This is a genomic window from Cryptosporangium arvum DSM 44712 (genome assembly GCF_000585375.1).
GTDB classification, from domain to species: domain Bacteria; phylum Actinomycetota; class Actinomycetes; order Mycobacteriales; family Cryptosporangiaceae; genus Cryptosporangium; species Cryptosporangium arvum.
This window is the reverse complement of record NZ_KK073874.1, coordinates 7,422,071-7,447,482: the sequence shown is the minus strand read 5'-3', so window position 1 is coordinate 7,447,482 and position 25,412 is coordinate 7,422,071. Positions and strand designations below refer to the sequence as shown.

General features: G+C 70.8%; 24 protein-coding genes. 22 read left to right on the top strand and 2 right to left on the bottom strand.

The window, feature by feature from the left end:
• Window positions 1–32: 32 nt before the first annotated feature.
• Together CRYAR_RS34010 and CRYAR_RS34005 are read right to left on the bottom strand one after the other, a co-directional pair.
• Entirely contained in the window at window positions 33–800 is a 768-nt protein-coding gene (locus tag CRYAR_RS34010) for a DUF305 domain-containing protein (RefSeq protein ID WP_157018282.1), read from the bottom strand.
• Window positions 801–832: 32 nt separating this feature from the next.
• Window positions 833–1,882 carry a thioredoxin-like domain-containing protein gene (locus CRYAR_RS34005; protein WP_084702023.1) on the bottom strand — a complete coding sequence of 350 codons (1,050 nt, stop codon included), beginning with the start codon at window positions 1,880–1,882 and terminating at the stop codon, window positions 833–835.
• Between the two features lie 191 nt (window positions 1,883–2,073).
• Here CRYAR_RS34005 and argS point away from each other — a divergent pair, with 191 nt between their 5' ends.
• The 22 genes from argS (at window position 2,074) to atpD (ending at window position 25,352) form a co-directional block, all read left to right on the top strand.
• On the top strand, window positions 2,074–3,729 hold the full coding sequence (argS, locus tag CRYAR_RS34000; RefSeq protein ID WP_035857272.1) for an arginine--tRNA ligase: 1,656 nt from the start codon (window positions 2,074–2,076) through the stop codon (window positions 3,727–3,729).
• A 173-nt stretch (window positions 3,730–3,902) separates the two neighbouring features.
• Window positions 3,903–5,291: a diaminopimelate decarboxylase gene (gene lysA / locus CRYAR_RS33995; RefSeq protein WP_035857270.1), complete on the top strand. Its 1,389-nt coding sequence runs from the start codon at window positions 3,903–3,905 to the stop codon at window positions 5,289–5,291.
• Between the two features lie 23 nt (window positions 5,292–5,314).
• Window positions 5,315–6,613 (top strand): homoserine dehydrogenase, encoded by a 1,299-nt coding sequence (locus CRYAR_RS33990; RefSeq protein ID WP_342673884.1) that lies wholly within the window; start codon window positions 5,315–5,317, stop codon window positions 6,611–6,613.
• The gene (gene thrC, locus CRYAR_RS33985) at window positions 6,613–7,698 is read left to right on the top strand and encodes a threonine synthase (protein WP_035868833.1); all 1,086 of its coding nucleotides are present in this window, start codon (window positions 6,613–6,615) and stop codon (window positions 7,696–7,698) included. Before CRYAR_RS33990 ends, thrC begins: the two co-directional genes overlap by 1 nt.
• The gene (thrB, locus tag CRYAR_RS33980) at window positions 7,695–8,633 is read left to right on the top strand and encodes a homoserine kinase (RefSeq protein WP_035857267.1); all 939 of its coding nucleotides are present in this window, start codon (window positions 7,695–7,697) and stop codon (window positions 8,631–8,633) included. The genes thrC and thrB overlap by 4 nt, the downstream gene beginning before the upstream one ends.
• A gap of 401 nt (window positions 8,634–9,034) precedes the next feature.
• The gene (gene rho / locus CRYAR_RS33975; protein ID WP_035857265.1) at window positions 9,035–11,359 is read left to right on the top strand and encodes a transcription termination factor Rho; all 2,325 of its coding nucleotides are present in this window, start codon (window positions 9,035–9,037) and stop codon (window positions 11,357–11,359) included.
• A gap of 79 nt (window positions 11,360–11,438) precedes the next feature.
• A complete protein-coding gene (locus tag CRYAR_RS33970; RefSeq protein ID WP_084701308.1) occupies window positions 11,439–12,200 on the top strand; it encodes a glycoside hydrolase family 16 protein in 762 nt (253 codons plus the stop codon).
• 328 nt (window positions 12,201–12,528) lie between these two features.
• Entirely contained in the window at window positions 12,529–12,759 is a 231-nt protein-coding gene (rpmE, locus tag CRYAR_RS33965; RefSeq protein WP_035857264.1) for a 50S ribosomal protein L31, read from the top strand.
• A gap of 90 nt (window positions 12,760–12,849) precedes the next feature.
• A complete protein-coding gene (prfA, locus tag CRYAR_RS33960) occupies window positions 12,850–13,926 on the top strand; it encodes a peptide chain release factor 1 (RefSeq protein WP_035857262.1) in 1,077 nt (358 codons plus the stop codon).
• 74 nt (window positions 13,927–14,000) lie between these two features.
• Window positions 14,001–15,425: a polyprenol phosphomannose-dependent alpha 1,6 mannosyltransferase MptB gene (gene mptB / locus CRYAR_RS47720; RefSeq protein WP_157018281.1), complete on the top strand. Its 1,425-nt coding sequence runs from the start codon at window positions 14,001–14,003 to the stop codon at window positions 15,423–15,425.
• A gap of 9 nt (window positions 15,426–15,434) precedes the next feature.
• Entirely contained in the window at window positions 15,435–16,298 is an 864-nt protein-coding gene (gene prmC, locus CRYAR_RS33950; RefSeq protein WP_211247771.1) for a peptide chain release factor N(5)-glutamine methyltransferase, read from the top strand.
• Window positions 16,295–16,990 carry an L-threonylcarbamoyladenylate synthase gene (locus CRYAR_RS33945; protein WP_051571303.1) on the top strand — a complete coding sequence of 232 codons (696 nt, stop codon included), beginning with the start codon at window positions 16,295–16,297 and terminating at the stop codon, window positions 16,988–16,990. Before prmC ends, CRYAR_RS33945 begins: the two co-directional genes overlap by 4 nt.
• Window positions 16,987–17,589: an arsenate reductase/protein-tyrosine-phosphatase family protein gene (locus tag CRYAR_RS33940; protein ID WP_035857258.1), complete on the top strand. Its 603-nt coding sequence runs from the start codon at window positions 16,987–16,989 to the stop codon at window positions 17,587–17,589. The genes CRYAR_RS33945 and CRYAR_RS33940 overlap by 4 nt, the downstream gene beginning before the upstream one ends.
• Window positions 17,590–17,809: 220 nt before the next feature.
• Window positions 17,810–18,289: a hypothetical protein gene (locus CRYAR_RS47715; RefSeq protein ID WP_157018280.1), complete on the top strand. Its 480-nt coding sequence runs from the start codon at window positions 17,810–17,812 to the stop codon at window positions 18,287–18,289.
• Window positions 18,289–18,720, top strand: coding sequence for an AtpZ/AtpI family protein (locus CRYAR_RS33930; protein WP_157018279.1), 432 nt, complete (start codon window positions 18,289–18,291; stop codon window positions 18,718–18,720). The genes CRYAR_RS47715 and CRYAR_RS33930 overlap by 1 nt, the downstream gene beginning before the upstream one ends.
• On the top strand, window positions 18,717–19,505 hold the full coding sequence (gene atpB / locus CRYAR_RS33925; RefSeq protein WP_035857253.1) for a F0F1 ATP synthase subunit A: 789 nt from the start codon (window positions 18,717–18,719) through the stop codon (window positions 19,503–19,505). The genes CRYAR_RS33930 and atpB overlap by 4 nt, the downstream gene beginning before the upstream one ends.
• Window positions 19,506–19,577: 72 nt before the next feature.
• Window positions 19,578–19,781, top strand: a complete 204-nt coding sequence (gene atpE / locus CRYAR_RS33920) for an ATP synthase F0 subunit C (protein ID WP_035857252.1) — start codon at window positions 19,578–19,580, stop codon at window positions 19,779–19,781.
• 5 nt (window positions 19,782–19,786) lie between these two features.
• Window positions 19,787–20,350 carry a F0F1 ATP synthase subunit B gene (locus CRYAR_RS33915; protein WP_035857250.1) on the top strand — a complete coding sequence of 188 codons (564 nt, stop codon included), beginning with the start codon at window positions 19,787–19,789 and terminating at the stop codon, window positions 20,348–20,350.
• Window positions 20,350–21,252 carry a F0F1 ATP synthase subunit delta gene (locus CRYAR_RS33910; RefSeq protein WP_035857249.1) on the top strand — a complete coding sequence of 301 codons (903 nt, stop codon included), beginning with the start codon at window positions 20,350–20,352 and terminating at the stop codon, window positions 21,250–21,252. The genes CRYAR_RS33915 and CRYAR_RS33910 overlap by 1 nt, the downstream gene beginning before the upstream one ends.
• A gap of 84 nt (window positions 21,253–21,336) precedes the next feature.
• A complete protein-coding gene (gene atpA / locus CRYAR_RS33905; protein ID WP_035857248.1) occupies window positions 21,337–22,959 on the top strand; it encodes a F0F1 ATP synthase subunit alpha in 1,623 nt (540 codons plus the stop codon).
• A 3-nt stretch (window positions 22,960–22,962) separates the two neighbouring features.
• Window positions 22,963–23,895: a F0F1 ATP synthase subunit gamma gene (locus CRYAR_RS33900; RefSeq protein ID WP_035857247.1), complete on the top strand. Its 933-nt coding sequence runs from the start codon at window positions 22,963–22,965 to the stop codon at window positions 23,893–23,895.
• Window positions 23,895–25,352, top strand: a complete 1,458-nt coding sequence (gene atpD, locus CRYAR_RS33895) for a F0F1 ATP synthase subunit beta (RefSeq protein ID WP_035857246.1) — start codon at window positions 23,895–23,897, stop codon at window positions 25,350–25,352. Before CRYAR_RS33900 ends, atpD begins: the two co-directional genes overlap by 1 nt.
• The last annotated feature ends 60 nt before the right edge of the window (window positions 25,353–25,412 follow it).

Sequence of the window (25,412 nt, the reverse complement as noted above, 5' to 3'; positions counted from 1 at the left end):
TGGCACCGTCGAGCCGTCCGGCGGGGTCCAGCTCATTTCGCGCCGCTCAATCGCTTCTGTTCCTGCTGCAGCGCGTCGATCTCCGACTCCTGCGACCGCTTGATCTGGTTCGCCAGGTACAGCACCTGATCGTCCTTCGCCTGCTCCAGAGCGGCATCGGCCATGTGGATGCCGCCCAGGTGGTGGGCGATCATCAGCTTGATGAACAGCTGATCGCGCTCGGTGCCGGTGAGCGTGCGCAGCTGCTGGAGCTGCGTGTCGCTGGCCATGCCGGGCATGCGGCCGTCGACGATGAGCGCGCGGCCGCCGTCGGGCATCCAGGCCATCTGGGGCTGGGTGGTGGTGGGGTTCAGGTCCCAGTTGCGCAGCCAGCCGATCATCAGGCCGATCTGCGCCTGCTGGGTGAGCGTGATGTCGATCGAGAGCTGCCGCAGGTTGGCGTCGTCGGTGACGCGGTACTCGAGGGAGGCCATCGTCACGGCCTGGGCGTGGTGGGTGAGCATGTCGCGGGTGAAGCCGGCGTCGGCGGAGTCGTCGGCCGGGCGGTGCGGGGAGCCCACCCAGACGCCGATGCCGAACCCGACGGCCAGCACCAGGATCCCGACCATCACGGCCCGGAAGATCCGCGTCTTCCGCCCGCTCGACCCGTCCCCAGCAGAATCCGCCGACCCGTCCGCCGCATCCGCGTCGGAGTCGGAGTCGGAATCGGGATCGCCGACGGACGGTGACCCGTCGGCGGTCTCGTCACCGACCGACGGGTCGTCTGCCTCGAGTTCGTCGAGCCGACGACGTGCGCTCACGAACCGGTTCCCCTGAGCCACCGCGCTCCGATTCAGCTACCGCTGTTCTGGTTCATGTCGGCGTCGCCGTTCTCCTGCGGGGTGTCACCGGTCACGGTGAGGCCGTTGGAGCAGGCGGCGCCGGATTCGACGCTCGCGTTCAGCCGGAACTGGGTGATGAACTCGTCGATCCGCTTGTCGCTCGCGTTGTCGACCTTGAGCTGGAAGCCCCAGGCCTGCAGGGAGATCGGCTTGTCGAGCCCGGGGTACGGACTCATCAGCATGTAGTCCTTGCCCTTGACCTTCTTGGCCAGCTCGTCGATCTGCGCCTGCGGCAGGTCGGGGTTGTACGTCACCCACACCGCGCCGTGCTCGAGGCTGTGCACCGCGTGCTCGCTCGGGATCTGCTTGGCGTAGACGTCGCCCTGGCAGTTCTCCCACGAGCCGTTGTGGTTGCCGCCGACCGGCGGGCTGGTCTGGTACTTCACCTTGCCGGTCACGTGGTTCTGGGTGAGCCACTTGACGTCCTTGGCCCGGTAGTTCTGCAGGCCTTCGATCTGCTGCGACCGGCGCTCACCGAACGGCTTGCTGGCGTCCCACGAGTACCAGACGCCGTAGCCGATGATGCTCAGCGCGACGATGCCGACGATGCCGCCCAGCACGATGTTGCCCCAGGGCAGCCCGGTGCTCTTCACCTTCACCGGCTGCCGACCGCGGCCACCGCCGCTCTTGCCCGCCGGGCCCTTGCCGCCCGGCCCTTTACCGCCCGGCCCCTTACCGCCGCCGGAACCACCCCGCCCCGGCGCGGCCTTCGAACCGGCCCGCGAAGCACCGGCCGCCTTCGAAGTCCCAGCCTTGGCGGCCCCAGCCTTCGAAGCCCCGACCTTGGCCGCCCCAGCCTTCGCGGGCGTCGATTTCGCCGGCGTCGCCTCCGAAGCGCTCGATTCCTCGCTCGAGGGGACGGCCGAAGAATCGGTGATCGCCTCGTCGTCGTCGGCAGCGGTGGCCGTGGGCTCGGTCTTCGGTGCGGGCGACTTACCGGGGTTGCCGCGCTGCGGCCGCTTGCCGGAACCGGACCTGCGCTGCGTGCTGTTGGACGGCATGGGACCTTTCATGACTTCCGTGCGCGGGCTCGCTCTACCAACGAAGCCTCAGGGAGGGTGCTCACCGAAACTCGACCGATCAACGATCATCGGTCACGCCTCGTTCCGCGCGCTCGACCCTTGGGGCACGCGTGCGGTCGCCCCCACGGTAGCGGGCGGGGCTGTCCTACGACGCTCGATAGCATGACGTAGTGACTCCCGATGCCCTTTCAGCCGCGATCCTCGCGGCGGTACGCGCCGTCTTCGCCGACCGCGGACTCGATTCCGCGGTCCTGCCCGACACGGTGGCGGTGGAGCGACCGCGAAACCCGGAGCACGGCGACTACGCGACGAACGTCGCCCTCCAGGTAGCCAAGCGGGCCGGGGTCAAACCGCGCGATCTCGCCGGCTGGCTCGCCGAGGCGCTGACCACGACGGCGGGCGTCAACACTGCCGACGTCGCCGGCCCCGGTTTCCTCAACATCAAGCTCGACGCCGCGGCGCAGGGCGAGCTGGCCCGCACGATCATCGGGGCCGGCGAGGGCTACGGCCGCACGAACACGCTCGACAAAGCGCGCATCAACCTCGAATTCGTCTCCGCGAACCCCACCGGACCGGTACACATCGGCGGGGTCCGCTGGGCGGCGGTCGGTGACTCGCTGGCCCGGCTGCTCGAGGCGTCCGGCGCCGAGGTCACCCGCGAGTACTACTTCAACGACCACGGCGCGCAGATCGACCGGTTCGCCAAGTCGCTCCTCGCGGCGGCCAGGAACGAGCCCACGCCCGAGGACGGCTACGGCGGCGACTACATCGCCGAGATCGCGGCCCAGATCCTCAGCCGGGAGCCACAAGCGCTCGAGAGCGACGACCCGCAGGAAGTGTTCCGGAGCGTGGGTGTCGACCTCATGTTCGACGAGGTGAAGCGCAGCCTGCACGACTTCGGCGTCGACTTCGACGTCTATTTCCACGAGAACTCGCTGTTCGAGTCCGGGGCCGTCGAGCGCGCGGTCGCCACGCTGCGTGAACATGGTCACATCTACGAGAAGGACGGCGCGGTCTGGCTGCGCACCACCGATTTCGGTGACGACAAGGACCGTCCGATCATCAAGAGCAACGGCGAGGCCGCGTACATCGCCGGTGACGCCGCGTACTACCTCGACAAGCGCGCCCGGGGCTTCGAGGTGTGCATCTACATGCTGGGCGCCGACCACGCGGGGTACGTCCAGCGGCTCAGGGCCCTCGCGGCCTGCGCGGGCGACGACCCGGACTACAACATCCAGGTGCTGATCGGGCAGCTGGTCAACCTGGTCAAGGACGGCCAGCCGGTCCGGATGTCCAAGCGCGCGGGCACGGTCGTCACGATGGCCGAGCTGGTCGACGCGATCGGTGTCGACGCGTCGCGGTACGCCCTGGCGCGCTCCAGCGTCAATCAGACGATCGACATCGACCTGGACCTCTGGGCCCGGCGCACGAACGACAACCCGGTGTTCTACGTGCAGTACGTCGCCGCCCGGACGGCCGCGGTCAGCAGAAATGCGAAAGACGTCGGCATCGTGTTGGACGACAATGCGTTCAAGCCCGAACTGCTCACCCACGAGCGTGAATCCGCGTTGCTCGGCGCCCTCGGGGAGTTCCCGCGGGTCGTCGCCGGTGCGGCCGAGCTGCGCGAGCCGCACCGCGTCGCCCACTACCTGGAGTCGCTCGCGGCCACCTATCACCGCTGGTACGACGAGTGCCGGGTGATCCCGAAGGGAGACGAGGAGATCACCGACCTCAACCGCACCCGGCTCTGGCTGAACGTCGCCACCCGCACCGTCGTCGCCAACGGCCTCGGCCTGCTCGGCGTCACCGCTCCGGAGCGAATGTGAACCGCCGTCGTCGGACGCCGAGCGTCACCGCTGCCGCGCACCCGAGGGGGCGAATGTGAACCGCCGTCGTCGGACGCCGAGCGTCACCGCTGCCGCGCACCCGAGGGGGCGAATGTGAACCGCCGTCGTCGGACGCCGAGCGTCACCGCTGTCGCGCACCCGAGGGGGCGGATGTGAGAGCGCACCCCGCCGGGCCCCGGCACGCCGAGGTGCTGCCTGCCGCGCACCTCGGCGGGCCGAAGACCGACCTCAACGAGCTCGACCCGGCGATCTGGCCGCGGTCGGCCACCCGCGAGAACGGCGTCCTGCACCTCGGTGGCATCGACGTGCGTGACCTCGCGGCCGAGCACGGCACCCCCGCGATCGTGCTCGACGAGGGTGACTTCCGCGCCCGCGCCCGGGGCTACGCGGAGGCCTTCACCGGCGGCGACGTGTTCTACGCCGGCAAGGCGTTCCTCAGCCGCGGGGTGGCCCGCTGGGTCAACGAGGAGGGCCTCCACCTGGACGTCTGCACCGGGGGAGAGCTCACCGTCGCCCTGTCGGCCGGCTTCCCGCCGGAGAAGATCGCGCTGCACGGCAACAACAAGTCGCACGCCGAGCTCCGGCGCGCGGTGGACGAGAACGTCGGCCGGGTCGTGCTCGACTCCTACGTCGAGATCGTCCGGCTCGCCGCCGAGGCGCAGCGGGCCGGCAAGACCGTGAAGGTGCTGGTCCGGGTCACGGTCGGTGTCGAGGCACACACGCACGAGTACATCGCCACCGCCCACGAGGACCAGAAGTTCGGCTTCTCCCTCTCCGGCGGGGAGGCCGCCGAGGCGGTGGCGCGCGTCCTGCGTCAGCCCGGCCTGGAGCTGGTCGGCCTGCACAGCCACATCGGCTCGCAGATCTTCGACACGTCCGGCTTCGAGGTGTCCGCGCACCGGCTCGTCGGGCTGCTCAAGCAGATCCGCGACGAGCACGGCGTCGAGCTGCCCGAGTTGGACCTCGGTGGCGGCCTGGGCATCGCCTACGTCGACGGGGACGCCCCGCTGGACGTCGGCGGGGTGGCGAAGGAACTGCGTCGCATCGTCGAGACCGAGTGCACGACCGCCGGTCTCCCGGTGCCGCGGCTGGCGGTCGAGCCCGGTCGCGCGATCGTCGGCCCGACCGGCGTCACGCTCTACGAGGTGGGCACGGTCAAGCCGGTCGAGACCGGGAGCGGCACCCGCACCTACGTGAGCGTCGACGGTGGGATGAGCGACAACCTGCGCACCGCGCTCTACGACGCCGAGTACACGTGCGCGCTGGCCTCGCGCGCCAGCGACGCGCCCCCGATGCTGGCCCGTGTCGTCGGGCGGCACTGCGAGAGCGGCGACGTCGTCGTGAAGGACGTCTGGCTACCCTCCGACACGGTGCCCGGTGATCTGCTGGCCGTCGCCGCGACCGGCGCGTACTGCCGGAGCATGGCGAGTAACTACAACCACACACCGCGCCCACCCGTGGTCGCGGTGGCGGACGGGGCCGCCACGGTCCTGGTCCGCCGGGAGACGGAGGACGACCTCATGCGGCTGGACGTCGGATGAGCAAGGAGCCGGCCAAGACCCCGCTGAAGGTGGCGATCCTCGGTTGCGGCACGGTCGGCCGCGAGGTCGTCCGTCTACTACTGACCCAGTCCGACGACCTGCGCGCGCGCATCGGCGCGCCGCTGGAGATCGCCGGGATCGCCGTGCGCCGCAGTGGTCGCGACCGCGGTGACCTGGGCATCGACCCGGCGCTGTTCACCACGGACGCGCACGGGCTGGCGGTGCGCGAGGACGTCGACCTGGTCGTCGAGGTCGTCGGGGGCATCGAGCCGGCGCGCAGCTGGCTGGTCGCCGCGTTGAAGGCCGGCAAGTCGGTGGTGAGCGCGAACAAGGCGCTGCTGGCCGAGGACGGCGCGACGCTCCAGGACGCCGCCGCGGCCGGCGGAGCCGACCTCTACTACGAGGCCGCGGTCGCCGCCGCGATCCCGATCATCCGCCCGCTGCGCGAGTCGCTGCACGGCGACCGGATCACCCGGGTCACCGGCATCGTCAACGGCACGACCAACTACATCCTTTCCCAGATGGACGCCACCGGCGCCGGCTTCAACGAGGCGCTGGACGAGGCCACCGAGCTGGGCTACGCGGAGGCCGACCCGACCGCGGACGTGGAAGGGTTCGACGCCGGGGCGAAGGCCGCGATCCTCGCGTCGCTGGCCTTCCACACCCGGGTCACCGCGGCCGACGTCTACCGCGAGGGCATCACCGAGGTCACCGCGGCCGACGTGGCCAGCGCGAAGGCGATGGGCTCGACGGTGAAGCTGCTCTGCATCGCCGAACGGCACCTCGACGAGGGCGGCGGCGAGTCGGTGAGCGTGCGCGTGCACCCGGCGATGCTGCCGCGTTCCCACCCGCTCTCGTCGGTCGGCGACGCGTTCAACGCGGTGTTCGTCGAGGCCGACGCCGCTGGTCAGCTCATGTTCTACGGGCGGGGCGCCGGGGGCGCGCCCACCGCGAGCGCGGTGGTGGGCGACCTGGTCGCGGTGGCGCGCAACCGGCTGGCCGGTGCCCGCACCACCGCTGAGTCGCCCTACGCCGACCTGCGTATCCGGACGGTCGCCGAGGCGCGGACGCGGTACCACATCTCGCTCGACGTCGCGGACAAGGCGGGTGTGCTCTCCGAGGTGGCGGCCGCCTTCGCCGGCCACGACGTGAGCATCTCCACGGTCCGCCAGGAGGGCCGTGGCGACGACGCGACGCTCGTGATCGTGACGCACATCGCCACCGACGCCGCGCTCGCGGCCACCGTGGACGCGTTGCGCGAGCTGCCGATCGTCCGGAACGTCGTCAGCGTCATGCGGGTCGAAGGGGGAGAGGTCAAGTGATTCCGGCCGGAACCACCAGGAGCGGGTCGAGACCGGCCTGGCGCGGCATCATCGAGGAGTACCGGGAGTTCCTTCCGGTCTCCGACGACACACCGGTGATCACCCTGCGCGAAGGCGGGACGCCGCTCTTCCCGGCTCCGATCCTCTCCGACCGCACCGGGTGCGAGGTCTACCTCAAGATCGAGGGCGCCAACCCGACCGGGTCGTTCAAGGACCGCGGGATGACGCTGGCGATCACCAAGGCCGTCGAAGAGGGCGCCAAGGCGGTGATCTGCGCGTCGACCGGCAACACCTCGGCGTCGGCCGCGGCGTACGCGGCGCGCGCCGGCCTGGTCTGCGCCGTGCTCGTGCCGCAGGGCAAGATCGCGCTCGGCAAGATGGCGCAGGCCCTCGTCTACGGCGCGAAGCTGCTGCAGGTCGACGGCAACTTCGACGACTGCCTGCAGCTGGCGTCGAAGCTCGCGATGGACTACCCGGTCAGCCTGGTCAACTCCACCAACGAGTTCCGGCTCGAGGGGCAGAAGACCGCGTCGTTCGAGATCGTCGACGCGCTCGGCGACGCTCCCGACGCGCACTTCCTTCCGGTCGGCAACGCCGGCAACATCACCGCGTACTGGCGCGGCTACGTGCAGGCGCACGGGCACGGCTGGGCGTCGAAGCGGCCGGTCATGCGTGGTTTCCAGGCCGCAGGCGCGGCGCCGCTGGTCTCCGGTGAGGTCGTACGCGAGCCGTCGACGATCGCGACCGCGATCCGGATCGGCAACCCGGCGTCCTGGACGAAGGCCGTCGCGGCCCGCGACGAGTCGGGCGGCAACATCGAGGCCGTCACCGACCGGCAGATCCTGGCGGCGTACCGGCTGCTCGCGCGCTCGGAGGCGGTGTTCGTCGAGCCCGCGTCGGCGGCGTCGGTGGCCGGGCTGCTCGCCGCGTCCGAGGCCGGAACGCTGGAGCGCGGCCAGCGGGTCGTCTGCACGGTCACCGGCAACGGGCTGAAGGACCCCGACTGGGCCATCTCGGGTGCCCCGGCGCCCCGCACCGTCGCCGTCGACGCCGCCGTCGCGGCCGCCGAGCTGGGCCTCGCGTGAGTTTCGTTTCGTCGCCGGTGGTCGTGCGGCCACCGGCGACGACGGCGAACATCGGGCCCGGCTACGACGCACTCGGAGCGGCGCTGAGCCGCTACGACGAGATCGAGTTGGCGGTCGCCGACCACGGGCTCACCGTCGAGCTGGCCGGTGAGGGCGCCGAGGACCTGCCGCGCGACGAGCGTCACCTGCTGGTGCGTGCGGCCCGGGCCGCGTTCGACCGGCTCGGCGGTCAGCCGCCGGGCCTGCGTCTGCGCTGCGTGAACCGGATCCCGCAGGCCCGCGGGCTGGGCTCGTCGTCGGCCGCGGTGGTCGGCGGCATCGTGGCGGCGCGCGGCCTGGTCGAGAACGGCACCGAGCTCCTGGACGACGCGGACGCGCTCGCGCTGGCCGCCGAGATCGAGGGCCACCCCGACAACGTCGCGCCCTGTCTGCTGGGTGGCGTCACGATCGCGTGGACGGACGAGGGGACCGGTCGGGCGCACGCGACCCGGATGGAACCGGCGGCCGGTGTGCACCCGGTGATCTGCGTCCCCGCGACGCGCGGCTACACCGCCGCGAGCCGCGGCCTGTTGCCGGCCGAAGTGCCGCACGCCGAGGCCGCGGCCAACGCGGGACGGGCCGCGCTGCTGGTCAGGGCACTGACCGCGGCCCCGGAGCTGCTGCTGCCGGCCACCAGGGACTGGCTGCACCAGGACTACCGCCGCCCCTCGATGCCCCCGAGCCTCGAGCTCGTCGACGCCCTGCGCGCCGCGGGTATTCCGGCCGTCGTCAGCGGAGCCGGACCGACCGTGCTGGCGTTCGCGCCGACGCCGTCCACGGACGACGTGGAGGCGATTGCGACGAAGGTCGCCGGTTCGGCTATTTTTGCGGTGACCGCGGTGGACGTTTCGACGTCCGGCGCGGTGGTTATCCGGGAACGGAGCCGTGACCAGTAGTGATGCGGGTGTGACTTAGTCCGCACAAGTTCCTCGACGCCGCCCAGGTGCCGATGGGAACACGCCGGTGGCGGGATGTGTTGCTGCGAGTGGACTTGGACGTCTACGCTGCTAGGCAGCACAGCCGCCCTCGGGCGCGCGATCACGCCGGGCCGAGTGTCTTCTTAGAGCTCCCGCCGGCAACTCCAACCGAAGCAGCGGGAGCGGCACCTGACCGCAACCGGCGCTGAGGTCGAGCCAGAGAGCGCTCCACCACGGCACCCTCAGAGGTGGTCAGGCGCGGTTGTCCCCGGAACCATCCGTCTGTTGGCGGGTGGTCTCAAGACCGGTCGTGAGACCGGTGCTCCATACCCGGCCGTACGGCTAATCCAGCCGTCGCCCGTCGCAGGGAAGGACCCCCATTGAGCGACACCACAGATATCGCCCCTCAGTCGCAGGACGCTTCTGCGGCGGCGGGCACCCTGGCGCCCGCGCCGACGGCCGCCGCCGACGGGGCAGGTGCCGCCGCGGCCGACGCCCCGGCGGCCAAGCCTCGTCGTCGGGCGGGGGGTTTGTCGGGAAAGCTCCTTCCCGAGCTGCAGCGAATGGCTGCTGAACTCGGCATTCCGGGCACCGCCCGCATGCGTAAGAGCGAACTCGTGGCCCTGATCGAGGCCCGCCAGACCGGAACGCCGGCCGAGTCGCCCGCCGCCCCCAAGGCCAAGGCCGAGAAGCCCGCGTCCGTTCGCAAGACCGTGCCCGCGCCCCGGGCCGCCGCGGCCGACGTGCCCGCCGAGCAGCCCGCCCAATCTCAGCAGGCACTGCCGGTGGAGGCGGAGCCCGCAGTGGCTGCCGCCGCTCCCACCCGCCGTCGCCGGGCCGCGACCCGCGCCGCCGGTGCGCCCGTCAATGACGCGCCCGCCGCGTCGGCCGCCCCGGTCGTGACCGCGGAGCCGCAGGCGTCCGCTCCGGCCCAGGCGTCCGCGCCGGCCGAGACCGCGCCGCCGGCCCCCGTCGAGCGGCCGGCCCCCACCGGTGACGTCACCGAGGCCCCGACCAGCGAGGACACCGGCCAGCGCAGCCGTCGCGACCGCGGTGACCGTGCCGACCGTGGCGACCGCAACGCCCGGGGCGACCGCAACGACCGCGGTGACCGTTCCGAGCGCGGCGACGGCGAGGACAGTCAGCGCGGCGACCGCGACGACAACCAGCGCGGCGACCGCGAGGACAACCAGGGTGGAGAGCGTCGCGAGCGCTCCCGCGGCGACCGTCGTCCGGCCGCCGACGGCGACCGCCAGGGCGGACGCGGCGGCGACGACAGCGGCGAGCGTTCCGACCGCGGTGACCGCAACCAGCGCAACCGCGACCGCAACCAGAACGACCGCAACCAGAACGACCGCGGTCAGAACGACCGTAACCAGAACCAGAACGACCGCGGTCAGAACCAGAACGACCGCAACCAGAACGCCGACCAGGACGGCGACGACGACGGCGAGGGCGGCGGCCGCCGCCGGCGCGGACGCTTCCGCGAGCGCAACCGTCGCGGCGGCAGCGGCCGCGCCGAGCGCACCGAGCGCTTCGGCGGCGACGAGCAGCAGCCGCAGGTCGCCGACGACGACGTCCTGATCCCGGTCGCCGGCATCGTCGACATCCTCGACAACTACGCGTTCGTCCGCACGTCGGGGTACCTGACCGGCCCGAACGACGTGTACGTCTCGATGTCGCAGGTGCGCAAGAACGGCCTGCGCCGCGGTGACGCGGTCACCGGTGCCGTCCGCCAGCCCCGCGAGGGCGAGCGGCGCGACAAGTACAACGCGCTGGTGCGGCTCGACACCGTCAACGGTGTCCCGCCGGAGGAGGCGCGACGGCGTCCGGAGTTCCACAAGCTGACGCCGCTCTACCCGCAGGAGCGGCTCCGCCTGGAGACCGAGCCGAACATCATGACCACCCGGGTCATCGACCTGGTCATGCCGATCGGCAAGGGCCAGCGGGCGCTGATCGTCTCCCCGCCGAAGGCCGGCAAGACCTCGGTGCTGCAGGCCATCGCGAACGCGATCGCGAAGAACAACCCCGAGTGCTACCTGATGGTCGTGCTCGTCGACGAGCGGCCCGAAGAGGTCACCGACATGCAGCGGTCGGTGAAGGGCGAGGTCATCGCCTCGACGTTCGACCGCCCGCCGTCCGACCACACCACGGTGGCCGAGCTCTCCATCGAGCGTGCGAAGCGCCTGGTGGAGCTGGGTCACGACGTGGTCGTGCTGCTCGACTCGATCACCCGTCTCGGCCGCGCCTACAACCTGGCGGCCCCGGCGTCGGGCCGGATCCTGTCCGGTGGTGTCGACTCGACGGCGCTCTACCCGCCGAAGCGGTTCCTCGGCGCGGCGCGCAACATCGAGAACGGCGGCTCGCTGACGATTCTCGCCACCGCGCTGGTGGAGACCGGTTCCACCATGGACACGGTCATCTTCGAGGAGTTCAAGGGCACGGGTAACGCCGAGCTCAAGCTCGACCGCAAGATCGCCGACAAGCGGGTCTTCCCCGCGGTCGACGTGGACGCGTCCGGCACCCGCAAGGAGGAGATCCTGCTGGCGCCGGAGGAGATGGTCATCGTGCACAAGCTGCGCCGGGTGCTGCACGCGCTCGAGCCGCAGCAGGCGATCGAGATGCTGCTCGACCGGCTGCGCAAGAGCTCGACGAACATCGAGTTCCTGATGCAGGTGCAGAAGACGACGGTCTCGAACGACTGACGTATCACCGAACGCCGCGAGCCGACCTCGAAAGGGGTCGGCTTGCGGCGTTTTTGCCCGTTATGGGTAGGCTCCCGACATGGGGCGGTGGGTGGGTCTGGCGCTGGTCTGTGCCCTGCTCGCGGGGTGTGGGACGGGTCGGGTGCCCGCCCGCGAGAGCGCGATGCCGACGGGGGACCTGGCCGGCTGGCGCCGGGTCCTGAGCGACGACTTCGCCGGCACCCGGCTGAGCGACCGCTGGCTCGCCTACGACGGCCAGCCCTCGGGCGACCCGGCCGGCTGGTTCGACCCCGCCCACGTGACGGTCTCCGGCGGTGTGCTGACGATCCGCGGCGCGTACCAGAAGGCGCGTAAGCGGTGGGTCACCGGCGGCATCTCCACGCAGCGCAGCCTCAAGCAGACCTACGGCAAGTACGAGGTGCGGTTCCGCGCCGACCGCGGCCGGGGCATCGCCTACGCGTTCCTGCTCTGGCCGGTCGACGACAGTTGGCCGCCGGAGATCGACTTCGCCGAGGACAACGGCGCCGGCCGGGACCGGTTGCACGGCACCGTGCACGCGATCGGCGGCTCGCAGATCGAGAACTCGGTCGCGGCCGACTTCAGCCAGTGGCACGTCGTCGGCGTCGAGTGGACGCCGGGACGGATCGCGTACACGTTGGACGGGAAGGTCTGGGCCACTATCCACGACGACCGGGTACCGGACCAGCCGATGGCGCTCGCGCTGCAGAGCCAGGCCTGGTACTGCGGTCACACCTGGCAGCGTTGCCCGGATTCCACCACTCCGGCCACCGTCAATCTCCAGGTCGACTGGGTGGTGGCGTACGCGCGGCGCGCGCCCTGACTGGGTAACCTCCCCTCCAGCGAGGGGGGAGTGGTGGAGAGCCGCGAGCGGATCTGTGACTGCGGTCATAACGAGGACGCCCATCGCCACTACCGGCGGGGCAGCGACTGCGCGTTGTGCGGCTGCCGGCGCTTTCGGGGGCGGGGGAGCTTCTGGAGCCGCTTGCGGCCTCGCGGGCCACGTCCCTGACCTGTGCGGGAATGCCGGACCGGTGCGGGCGCGTTTTTCGATGCGGCAATACGTCTGACACACTGGACCTCATCGGTTCCGGTTCACGCTGCGCTCCGCCTGGAGGCCGCGACCCGGCGACCACGAGAGAAGAGGAACCATGAAGCCCGATATCCACCCGCAGTACGTCGAGACGCAGGTCGTCTGCTCGTGCGGGAGCACGTTCACCACGCGCAGCACCGCTACCGGCGGCCAGATCAACGCCGACGTGTGCTCGCAGTGCCACCCGTTCTACACGGGCAAGCAGAAGATCCTCGACACCGGTGGCCGCGTGGCTCGGTTCGAGCGCCGCTTCGGCAAGCGCCAGGCTGCCGGCGCGTCCGACAAGTAGCGTCCCGACGGCGCCCGTCCGCCCCTTCCGGGGGTGGGCGGGCGCCGTCGTCGTTATTGCTCGTCCGCCCCTGACGCCCGGAGTGACCTGATGACCGACACCCGCACCGACCGGCTGACCTCGATCCTCGAGGAGTACGCCTCGCTCGAGCAGCAACTCGCCGACCCCGCGGTCCACGCCGACCAGGGCCGCGCGCGCGAGCTCGGACGCCGGTACGCCGAGCTGGGGCCGGTCGTGGCCACCGTCCGGGAGATCGAGGCGGTGCAGGGTGACCTGGAGACCGCCCGCGAGCTGGCCGCGGACGACCCGGCGTTCGCCGCCGAGGCCGAGGAGCTGGCCGAACGGCTCCCGGCGCTGGACGCGAAACTGCGTGAGCAGCTGCTGCCGCGCGACCCCGACGACAGCAAGGACGTCATCCTCGAGGTCAAGGCAGGGGAGGGCGGCGAGGAGTCCGCGCTCTTCGCCGGCGACCTGCTCCGGATGTACCTCCGCTACGCCGAGCGTGAGGGCTGGAAGACCGAGATCATCGACGCCACCGGCTCCGACCTGGGCGGATACAAGGACGTCTCGGTCGCGGTGAAGAGCCGTCCGAGCGCGGACGGCGGTGTCTGGTCGCGGCTGAAGTTCGAGGGCGGCGTCCACCGCGTGCAGCGGGTGCCGGTCACCGAGTCGGCGGGGCGCATCCACACGTCGGCCGCGGGCGTGCTGGTCATGCCGGAGGCCGAGGAGGTCGACGTCACGGTCGACCCGAACGACCTGCGGATCGACGTCTACCGGTCGTCCGGTCCGGGCGGGCAGAGCGTCAACACGACCGACTCGGCGGTGCGCATCACGCACCTCCCGACCGGCATCGTCGTCTCCTGTCAGAACGAGAAGTCCCAGCTGCAGAACAAGGAGTCGGCGCTGCGGATCCTGCGCGCGCGGCTGCTGGCCGCCGCCCGGGCCGACGCCGACGCCGCCGCGAGCGACGCCCGGCGTTCCCAGGTGCGTACGGTCGACCGCTCCGAGCGGGTGCGTACGTACAACTTCCCGGAGAACCGGATCTCCGACCACCGGGTCAACTACAAGGCCTACAACCTCGACCAGGTGCTCGACGGCGACCTGGACGGCGTGCTCAACGCGCTCACCGAGGCCGACAACGCGGCCCGCCTGGCCGGAGCCGAGTAACTCTTTTCTCGCGCGTCACCGCGCGGCCACCCGCACGCCGCCTCGCACGCTCACGGGTCTGACTGGGTGTACCCGTGACTACGCTGTCGAGGCTGACCTGGGGTGGAACGGCAGCGTCCGTGGCGATCGCGGTCGGTGTCACGCGGGCGGGCACCGCCGGTGGGGCGACGCCACCGGACGGGCCGCTCGCGCTCTGGCGCCCCGACACGCACAGCCCGGTGGGCTGGGCGGTGTGCGCGTTGTTCGGCCTCGCGGCGCTCGCGCTCGTCTTCCTCCGCCTCTACCGGCTCGCGGAGGCCCGCGCGGTCGACGTCCGGACGGTCGCCACGATCGCGGCCTGCTGGTGCGCGCCGATGCTGGTGGCACCGCCGGTGCTCAGCCTGGACGTCTGGTCGTACTTCGCCCAGGGCACGATGGTGGGCCAGGGCCTCGACCCGTACGCGTACGGGCCGTCGCTGCTCGGCCCCGGCCACGTGCTGGACGCGGTCTCGCCGGTCTGGCGCGACACCCCGGCGCCGTACGGGCCGCTCATGCTCGCGGCGTTGCAGGGCACGGCGGCGCTCTCGGCCGGGCACATCTCGGTGGCGGCGCTGCTCTTACGGGCGCTCGTGGTGCTCGCGGTCGTCGCGGTCGCGGTGCTCGTGACGCGGCTCGCGCCGCCGGAGGAGCGGGCGCTCGCGCTGACGCTCGTCGCGGCGAACCCGCTGGTCGTGGTGCACCTGGTCGGTGGTGCGCACCTCGACGCCCTGCTCGGCCTGCTGGCCGCGGTGACGATCTACGCCGTGCGGCGGCGCTGGTACGTGGTGGCCGCGCTGGCCGCCGCGCTCGCGTTCTCGGTGAAGCTGCCCGGGATCCTGCTGATCGGCTACCTGCTCGCCCACCTCGTGCGCCAGCCCGTCCCGGTGCGGCGCCGGGTCGCGGCCGTGGTCACGATCGGCGTCGTCGTGCTCGGGTGCTCGCTCCTGGTGCCGCACGGCTGGGGTTGGCTCAGCGCGATGGACGTGCCGGGGCGCGTGCGTATCTACTGGGCGCCGGCGTCGCTCGTCGGATCGGTGGTGTACCTCGTGACCGGAGGGGTCGCGAGCTACACCGACACGCTGGCGCTGGCCCGGTCCGTGGTCGCGGCGGCCGGGGCGATCGCGATCGCGGCGCTGCTCTGGCGGGCCGGCGCCGAACCGAACTGGCGCAGGGCCGGCGCGTTCGTCGGCGCCGCGCTGCTCGTGCTCGCGAGCTCGGGCCCGGTGATGCACGCCTGGTACGTGGTCTGGGGTGGCGTACTGCTCGCGGCCTGCGCCGGAACCCGCGCCCGCCGCTGGGCGGTGGTGCTCGGCGCCGCGCTCTGCTTCAGCGCGGTGCCCGACCAGCTCGGCGGCACGCTGTGGAGCGTGCTCGCCGTCCCGCTCTGTCTGTCGGTGGTCGTCGTCGACGCGGTGCGGACGGTGTTCCCGGCGACCGCACCCCGGTGGGCACCGGCCGAGGTGGCGGCCGACACGGCATAGGGTTCTGCGGTGGACACTCTCGCTCTGGGCCCGGTGCTGGCCGGTGCCGTCCGCCGGCTGACCGACGCCGGGGTGGCGTCACCGCGGTTCGACGCCGAGGAACTCGCCGCGTTCGTGCTCGGCGTCCCGCGGGGGAGGCTGTTGCTGGCGAGCTTCGACCGGGCCGCGGCCGCCCGCTACGACGAACTCGTCGCCGAACGCGCCCGGCGGGTGCCGCTGCAGCACCTCACCGGCCTGGCCGGGTTCCGCCACCTGGAGCTGGCGGTCGGGCCGGGGGTGTTCGTGCCCCGGCCGGAGACCGAGTTGCTGGCGGGCTGGGCCGTCGACCACGCGCCGGGCTCGGTCGTCGTCGACCTGTGCACCGGCTCCGGGGCGATCGCGCTGGCCGTGGCGAACGAGTGCCCGGACGCCACGGTCTACGGCGTGGAGCGCGAGGAGCTGGCACTGGCCTGGGCCCGGCGCAACGCCCAGACCCGCCACGCCGCCGGCGACCGGCCGATCACGTTGGTCCACGGCGACGCCACCTCGCCCGACGTGCTCGCCGAGCTCGACGGCACGGTCGACGTCGTCGTGACGAACCCGCCGTACGTGCCGGACGGTTCGACGGTCAGCCCGGAGGTGGCCGAGCACGATCCGGCCGCCGCGCTCTGGGGCGGCCCGGACGGTCTGGACGTCGTCCGCCGGTTGCTGGTGCGGGCCGCGGCGCTGCTCCGGCCCGGCGGGGTGCTGGGCATCGAGCACGCCGACGTGCAGGGCGAGTCGCTGCCGGCGCTGGTCCGGCGCCACCCGGCGTTCACCGACGTCGCCGACAACTCCGACCTCGCCGACCGTCCCCGCTTCACCACCGCGCGCCGCCGTAAGCTGGCCGGGTGACCCGGACCTACAACTGCTCCGACCCGGCCGATCGCACAGCCGGCATCGCCGCGGCGATCGACGCCGTACGCCGAGGTGACCTGATCGTTCTGCCGACCGACACCGTGTACGGCATCGGTGCCGACGCGTTCACGCCGACCGCGGTCGACTCCCTGCTCACCGCGAAACAGCGCGGCCGGGACATGCCGGTGCCGGTGCTCGTCGGCAACCGCCGCACGCTCGACGGCCTGGTGATCGCCGTCCCGCCGACCGTGCACGAGCTGGTCGACGCGTTCTGGCCGGGCGGTTTGACGATCATCGTTGAGCAGGCGTCGTCGCTGGCCTGGGACCTGGGCGACGCCGACGGCACGGTCGCAGTCCGGATGCCGCTGCACCCGATCGCGCTCGAGGTGCTGGAGGCCACCGGCCCGATGGCGGTGTCCAGCGCGAACGTCTCCGGACAGCCGCCGGCCACCACCGCCGAGGAGGCCCGCGACCAGCTGGGCTGGCTGGTCGAGGTCTATCTGGAGGCCGGGTCATGCGGCGATCCGGTCGCGTCGACGATCGTCGACGTCACCGGCGAGGTCCCGCGGGTGCTGCGCCAGGGCGCGCTCGACCTGGCGACGCTGCGTGAGGTCGTGCCGAACCTGCTGGACAAGGACGGCCGCGGTCCCGACGACGAGCCCGCCGCCGCGCTGGCCACCGAAGCATGAGCACCCGCTTCAGCGTCCTGATGGTCTGCATGGGGAACATCTGCCGGTCGCCGATGGCCGAACGCCTGCTGCGTCTGCGCGTCGAGGAGCGGCTGGGCACCAGCGACCTCGTCGTCGTGCACGGCGCCGGCACCGGTGCGTGGCACGAGGGCGAGTCGATGCACCACCAGTCGGCCGCGGAGGTGCTGGCCCGCGGGGGAGACCCGGAGGGGTTCCGCGCGCGGATGCTCGTCCCGGCGATGCTCGGCGGTTACGCCGAGGTCCACGACGAGGTCCACGGTTCGGATCTCGTGCTCACCGCCACGATCGAGCAGGTGGAGTTCGTCGCCGAGATGGATCCGGCCGCGAGCGCGCGGACGTTCGTCCTGGGCGAGTTCGCCCGCCTGGCCGCGGCCGTCCCCGACGGCGAGCTGCCCACCGGTGACCTGGTGACCCGCGGGCGGGCGCTGGTGGCCGCGGCCGACCGGCTCCGCGACGGGGCCAGGTACTCCGACGAGGTGCCCGATCCCTGGGGCCGCGCCCCGGAGTACTTCACGGCCGTCGCCGACCAGATCGACGACGCGGTCACCGTGATCGCGGACCGGCTCACCGGGCCGTAGTGCCCCCACGCCGCTGGCGCGGGGGGAGTACGGTGGCCCGAGCCACTCGAGAGGGTGGTCCTTCGGCGTGCCCGGGCCTACCCCCCGAAAACACGGTACGAGCGTTCGTGATACGTTTCACGAGCTAGTCAGAGACGCGATTTGGCTCGCTGAACGCCGCCTGACGACCCCGACCGACGAACTCGGCGCACCGAAGCGCCGCGCCGACCGGAGCCGCCTCATGTCCCGCACATCGCCGCTATTCCTTGCCCTCGCCGGCGTCGTCGTACTGCTCGGCGGGGCATTCCTTCTCGGCGGCACCGAAGCATTGGCCGGTGCGGCCGTCGGGCTGGGTCTGGTCGCCGCGTTTCTCGCTTCTGGGCGGCTCCCGTTCCTGGTGGATGCGCAACTCGCGCCGGGTATCGCCTATCTCGTACTCGGCATCAACTACTTGTTCCGGGTCGTCCTGCTCCTGGTGGCTCTGGTCGCACTCAAAGACCAACCCTGGTTGGACGCCCGCGCGCTCGGTCTCGTCGTGATCGCCGGTGCACTGGTGTGGAATGTGTTGGCGCTACGGCGTCATCTGGCCGCCGCCGCCCGCAATACGACCTCCGAGGTAATCGACGGCGAGTCGCCGGACGTGAACACTAAAGAAACAACAACGACGAGTTCGGACGTCACTAATTCGTCCGCTACTCGAACAGTGGGAGGTGGCCGATGATGGCCGATGCCGACCACGACAAACGATCACCCGAAGTCAACCCTGACATGCCGGAGAGTGACGCCGCCGAGAGCGAGCGTAAGCGCTGGCAGGATGCCTCCGCGGTGCCCACGGTCGACCCGTGGCACGTGGTGAGCTACCTCATTTCCGGCGTCACGATTTGGGGCTTCATCGGGTGGGCGGCGGCGCGTTGGCTGGACATTCCCGCACTCATCGGAGTCGGATTCATCATCGGGGGGGTGCTCGGAATCTGGCTGACATACATCCGGTACGGTAGGCCGCAATCCGGGTCATCGATACCGATGCCCCCTGCCCAGCCTGATCTGCCCAAAACTGATCTGCCACGCGCCTCGGCTCCGTCCCGCTCGCACCGCGTTCAGCGACCGTCAGGGCCGCCGTCAGACACCACCGCCGAGGAGGAGAAGCCGTGAGCAACCAGCTCCTTGCCGCCGGGCCAGGATTCGAAGCGCCGGGCCCCGGTGACTTCGAGTTCCCGCCGCTTTTCGGCGAGGGCACGTTCTTCACGAAGCCGATGCTGATCATCGTGCTCGGCACGATCGCGGTCGCCGCGTTCTTCTACGCCGCCGCACGCAACCCGAAGCTCGTCCCCGGCAAGCTGCAGTTCGCCGGTGAGCAGGCCTACGGGATGATCCGCAACAGCGTCGTCCTCGACTCGATCGGCACCAAGCACGGCAAGAAGTTCGTTCCGTACATCGTCACGGTGTTCTTCTTCATCCTGGTGCTGAACATCTCCGGCATCATTCCGGTGCTGCAGTTCCCGGCCTCGTCGAAGATCGCGATTCCCGCGTTCCTCGCGGTGATCTCCTGGATCATCTACAACGCCGTCGGCATCCGTCGGCAGGGCTTCGTCGGCTATTTCAAGAACATGTGCTTCCCGCCCGGGGTGCCGTGGCCGATCTACTTCCTGCTCGCGCCGCTGGAGTTCTTCTCTACCTTCATCATCCGGCCGTTCACGCTCGCCCTCCGTCTTTCGATGAACATGTTCGCCGGCCACCTGGTGCTGCTTCTCTGCATCCTCGGTGGCGAGTACATGCTCACCGAGGGCACCGGGGCGCTGCCGTTCCTGAGCCCGGTCGGCTTCCTCGGCGGGATCATCCTGACCTTCTTCGAAGGCTTCATCCAGATCCTGCAGGCCTACGTGTTCGCGCTGCTGTCGGCGCTGTACATCGCGGGCGCCATGGAAGCCGAGCACTGACCTGAATCTCCCGCTCGCCGCGCACCCACCCCGCAGCGGCGGCCATTCACCCATCGAGAAAGGGAACGCAGCATGGAAGGCAACCTGAACATGGTCGGCTACGGCCTGGCCGCCATCGGCCCGGGCGTCGGTATCGGCCTGATCTTCGCCGCCTACATCGCCGGTGTGGCCCGCCAGCCGGAGGCCCGTGGCACGCTCCAGGGCATCGCGATCCTGGGCTTCGCCCTGGCTGAGGCGCTCGCCATCATCGGTATCGGTCTCGCGTTCGCGCTCTGACGACCATGTCTGCGACGACGGAGATCGTGACGACTCTCCTCGCGTCCGAGGACGGCGAGGTAAATCCGCTCCTCCCGCACACGTCCGAACTCATCGTCGGACTCGTCGCTTTCGCACTGCTTTTCTGGTTCCTCGCGAAGAAGGTCTACCCCCTCTTCGAGAAGACCTACGAGGAGCGATCGGAAGCGATCGAAGGCGGGATCAAGCGGGCCGAAGAAGCCCAGGCCGAGGCCAAGGCCGCGCTCGAGCAGTACCGGGCGCAGCTGGCCGACGCACGGGGCGAAGCCGGCCGCATCCGCGAGGAGGCGCGCGCCGAGGGCGCGCGCATCATCGACGAGATGCGAGCCGAGGCCCAGGAGCAGGCCGCTCGGATCGTCGAGCGGGGCGAAGAGCAGTTGGCTGCCGAGCGGCAGCGTCTGGTGACCGAGATCCGCGCCGACATCGGCCGTATCGCGGTCGACCTGGCCGGCCGCATCGTCGGTGAGTCGCTGGCCGACGAGGCCCGGCGCACCGGCACGGTCGAGCGGTTCCTGGACGACCTGGACACCACCACGGGAGGGCGGCGCTGATGCAGGGCGCTAGCCGGGACTCCCTGGCCGGGATCCGGTCGCAGCTGGCCGAGATCACCCGGGGCGGAGCCGCTCCGGCTGCCGAGACGGCGCCGGGCGGTGTCTCTCCGGCGGGTTCCCGTCCGGTGAGCGCCGCCGGTGCCACGGCACCGGCCGGCGTCGACCGGGTGGCGCTCGCCGCCGACCTGCGTGCGGTCGCCGTGCTGCTCGGGCGCGAGCCCGGGCTGCGGCGCGCGCTGGCCGACTCCACGAAGTCGGAGGAGGCCCGCACGGGTCTGCTCGACGCGCTCGTGGGTCAGCGGGTCGGCGCGGATGCGGCGACGATTCTGCGGGCCGCGGTCGCGGCCCGCTGGTCGAGGGCCCACGACCTGGTGGACGCCGTCGAGCTGCTGGCGGTCGACGCCGAGCTGGACGAGGCGGACGCCACCGGTTCGCTGGCCGACGTCGAGGACCAGCTGTTCCGGTTCGCGCGCATCGTCGACGGCACCCCGCGGCTCGGGCAGTTGCTCGCCGACGCCACGGCGCCGGTCGAGCAGCGCACGGAGCTGGCGACGGGGCTGCTGCAGAACCGCACCGACCCGGTCACCGTGCGGCTGGTCTCGAGCGCCGTCCACGGCCTCGGCGGCCGCGGGTTCGACGCATCGCTGCAGCGTCTCGTCGAGCTGACGGCCGCGCGGCGCGACCGCGAGATAGCGTATGTGACAGCAGCCGCGCCGTTGACTCCCGCACAGGAGGAGCGGTTGGTTGCGCGTCTGGCCGCGATCTACGGGCGATCGGTGTCTTTGAAGGTCGAGGTCGACCCCTCGCTACTCGGTGGGGTGACGGTGCGGGTCGGTGACGACCTGTACGACGGGAGCGTTGCCCGACGCCTCGAGCAGGCGCGCGGCGCGCTGGCCAACTGACGCACCGCGGCACCCCCCACTACCAGACGTGCAGGCTCGGTCAGCTCAGTCGCTGACCACAAGACGAGATCGAGGAACTATCAGATGGCCGAGCTGACCATCTCCTCCGAGGAGATCCGCGGCGCGATCGAGCGTTACGTCTCTTCCTATTCACCCGAGGTCTCCCGCGAGGAGGTCGGTGTGGTCGCCGATACCGGCGACGGCATCGCCCACGTCGAGGGCCTCCCCTCGACGATGACCAACGAACTGCTGCAGTTCGAGGACGGCACCCTCGGGATGGCGCTCAACCTCGAGCCCCGCGAGCTCGGTGTCATCATCCTCGGCGACTTCGCGGGTATCGAGGAGGGCCAGACGGTCCGTCGCACCGGGCAGATCCTGTCCGCGCCGGTCGGTGACGGCTTCCTCGGCCGGGTCGTCGACCCGCTGGGCAACCCGATCGACGGCAAGGGCGAGATCCAGGCCGAAGGCCGCCGGATCCTGGAGCTGCAGGCCCCCACGGTGGTCCAGCGCCAGCCCGTGAAGGAGCCGCTGCAGACCGGCATCAAGGCCATCGACGCGATGACCGCGATCGGCCGGGGCCAGCGGCAGCTGATCATCGGTGACCGCCAGACCGGCAAGACCGCGGTGGCCATCGACACGATCATCAACCAGAAGGCCAACTGGGAGAGCGGCGACCCGAAGAAGCAGGTCAAGTGCATCTACGTCGCGGTCGGCCAGAAGGGCTCGACGATCGCTTCGGTGCGCGGCGCGCTCGAAGAGGCCGGCGCGATGGAGTACACGACGATCGTCGCGGCTCCGGCGTCCGACCCGGCCGGCTTCAAGTACATCGCCCCCTACACCGGTTCGGCCATCGGCCAGCACTGGATGTACCAGGGCCAGCACGTCCTGATCATCTTCGACGACCTGACCAAGCAGGCCGAGGCCTACCGCGCCGTGTCGCTGCTGCTGCGCCGCCCGCCGGGCCGTGAGGCCTACCCGGGCGACGTCTTCTACCTGCACTCGCGGCTGCTCGAGCGTTGCGCGAAGCTCTCCGACGAGCTGGGTGGCGGATCGATGACCGGTCTGCCGATCATCGAGACGAAGGCCAACGACATCTCGGCCTTCATCCCGACCAACGTCATCTCGATCACCGACGGCCAGGTCTTCCTCGAGACCGACCTGTTCAACGCCGGTGTCCGCCCCGCCATCAACGTCGGTACCTCGGTGTCGCGGGTCGGTGGTTCGGCGCAGGTCCGCGCGATGCGTTCGGTCGCCGGTCGTCTGCGTCTGGACCTGGCCCAGTACCGCGAGCTGGAGGCCTTCTCGGCCTTCGGTTCCGACCTGGACCGGGCGTCGCGCAACCAGCTGGAGCGCGGTTCGCGTCTGGTCGAGCTGCTCAAGCAGCCCCAGTACTCGCCGTTCTCGGTCCCGGAGCAGGTCGTCTCGGTGTGGGCCGGCACCACCGGTCAGCTCGACGACATCCCGGTCGCCGACATCCGCCGGTTCGAGTCGGAGTTCCTCGACTTCATCCGGCGCAACAAGTCCGACATCTTCTCCACGATCGAGTCCACGGGCAAGCTCGAGGACGACACCGCGCAGTCGCTGACCGACGCGATCACCGAGTTCAAGCAGCAGTTCGAGGTCGGCGCGAGCAGCGACCAGGTCATCGAGGCGAAGGACGAGGACTCGGCCGAAAGCGTCACCCGACACACTGACCAGGAGGGCTGATCCGTGCCCGCCTCGCTTCGGGTGCTGCGACGCCGGATCAAGTCGGTTCAGCAGACCAAGAAGATCACCAAGGCGCAGGAGCTGATCGCTACTTCGCGGATCGCGAAGGCGCGCGCCCGGGTCGAGGCGTCGCGCCCCTACGCCGAGGCGATCACCCGGGTGCTCACCGCGCTCGCGACGAACTCCTCGTCGATCGACCACCCGCTTCTCAACGCTCGCGAGCGCGTGAAGCGGGTGGGGATCCTCCTCATCACCAGTGACCGTGGTCTGGCCGGTGGCTACAACGCCAACGTGATCCGCCGGGCCGAGCAGCTCATCGCTCAGGTCCAGTCGGACGGCCAGGAGCCGGTTCTGTACGTCATCGGCCGTAAGGGCGCGGCGTACTTCCGGTTCCGGAACCGGCACATCGAGCGGTCCTGGACGGGCTTCTCCGAGTCGCCGGACTACGACGACGCCAAGGAGGTCGGCGAGTTCCTCGTGCAGACCTTCCTGGCCGGCGCCGACGACACGCTGGACGGGCCCGGCCTGGACGGCGTCCACGGGGTGGACGAGCTGCACCTGGTCTCCACCGACCTGGTGTCGATGATCACCCAGCGGCCGGTCGCGCACCGGTTCGCGCCGATGGACGTCTCGGAGGAGGCGCACCCAGAGGGGCCGCGCCCGATCTACGAGTTCGAGCCGGAGCCCGAGCAGCTGCTCTCGGCGCTGCTGCCGAAGTACCTGAACACCCGCATCTACGCGGCTCTGCTGGAGTCCGCGGCCTCGGAGTCGGCGTCGCGCCGGCAGGCGATGAAGTCGGCGAGCGACAACGCCGGCGAACTCGTCAAGAGCCTCAGCCGCGAAGCCAACGCGGCACGCCAGGCCCAGATCACCCAGGAGATCAGTGAGATCGTTGGTGGCTCCAACGCTCTCGCCACTGCAGGAAGTGACGACTGATGACTGCCACCACTGTTGAGAACACGGCCGGGACGCAGTCCGAGGCCGCCAGCGGCCGCGTCGTAAGCGTGCGCGGCCCCGTTGTCGACGTCGAGTTCCCCAAGGGTTCGATTCCCGACCTCAACAACGCCCTGCACGTGAAGGTCGACGTGGAGAGCATCGCGAAGACCCTGACCCTCGAGGTCGCCCAGCACCTGGGCGACAACGTGGTCCGGACGATCTCGATGCAGCCCACCGACGGCCTGGTCCGGGGAGCCGAGGTCATCGACACCGGTGCTCCGATCAGCGTGCCGGTCGGCGACATCACCAAGGGCCGCGTGTTCAACGCGCTCGGCGAGGTGCTCAACCTCAAGGAGGGCGAGCAGTTCGAGGTCACCGAGCGCTGGCCGATCCACCGTGACCCGCCGGCCTTCGACCAGCTCGAGAGCAAGACCGAGATCTTCGAGACCGGTCTGAAGGCGATCGACCTGCTGACGCCGTACGTGCGTGGTGGAAAGATCGGCCTGTTCGGCGGCGCCGGCGTGGGCAAGACGGTGCTCATCCAGGAGATGATCATCCGTGTCGCCAACAACTTCGGTGGCGTCTCGGTCTTCGCCGGCGTGGGTGAGCGCACCCGCGAGGGCAACGACCTGATCCTGGAGATGGACGAGAGCGGCGTTCTGGAGAAGACCGCGCTGGTCTTCGGCCAGATGGACGAGCCGCCGGGCACGCGTCTCCGCGTCGCGCTGGCCGCGCTCACCATGGCGGAGTACTTCCGCGACGTCCAGAACCAGGACGTGCTGCTCTTCGTCGACAACATCTTCCGGTTCACGCAGGCCGGTTCCGAGGTCTCGACGCTGCTCGGCCGCATGCCCTCCGCCGTGGGTTACCAGCCCACGCTGGCGGACGAGATGGGCCAGTTGCAGGAGCGCATCACGTCGACGCGCGGTCACTCGATCACCTCGATGCAGGCGATCTACGTCCCCGCCGACGACATCACCGACCCCGCGCCGCACACGGTGTTCGCGCACCTCGACGCGACCACGACGCTGTCCCGGGCGATCTCCGACAAGGGCATCTACCCGGCGATCGACCCGCTGGACTCCACCTCCCGGATCCTCGACGCGCGTTACGTCGGCGAGGAGCACTACCGGGTGGCGGCCCGTACCAAGGAGATCCTCCAGCGGTACAAGGAGCTCCAGGACATCATCGCGATCCTCGGTATCGACGAACTCTCCGAGGAGGACAAGCTCCTCGTCGGCCGGGCCCGTCGGATCGAGCGGTTCCTGTCGCAGAACACCTACGCGGCGGAGCAGTTCACCGGCATCCCCGGCTCGACGGTGCCGATCAAGGACACCATCGAGGCGTTCAAGGCGATCGCCGCCGGTGACCTGGACAAGTACCCGGAGCAGGCGTTCTTCATGTGCGGCGGCATCGACGACGTGGAGAAGAAGGCGGCCGAGCTCGCCAAGGAGTGAGCTGTCCCCAGTCTTACCGCGGGTCCCGGGCCGAACGGCCCGGGACCCGCATCCGAACCA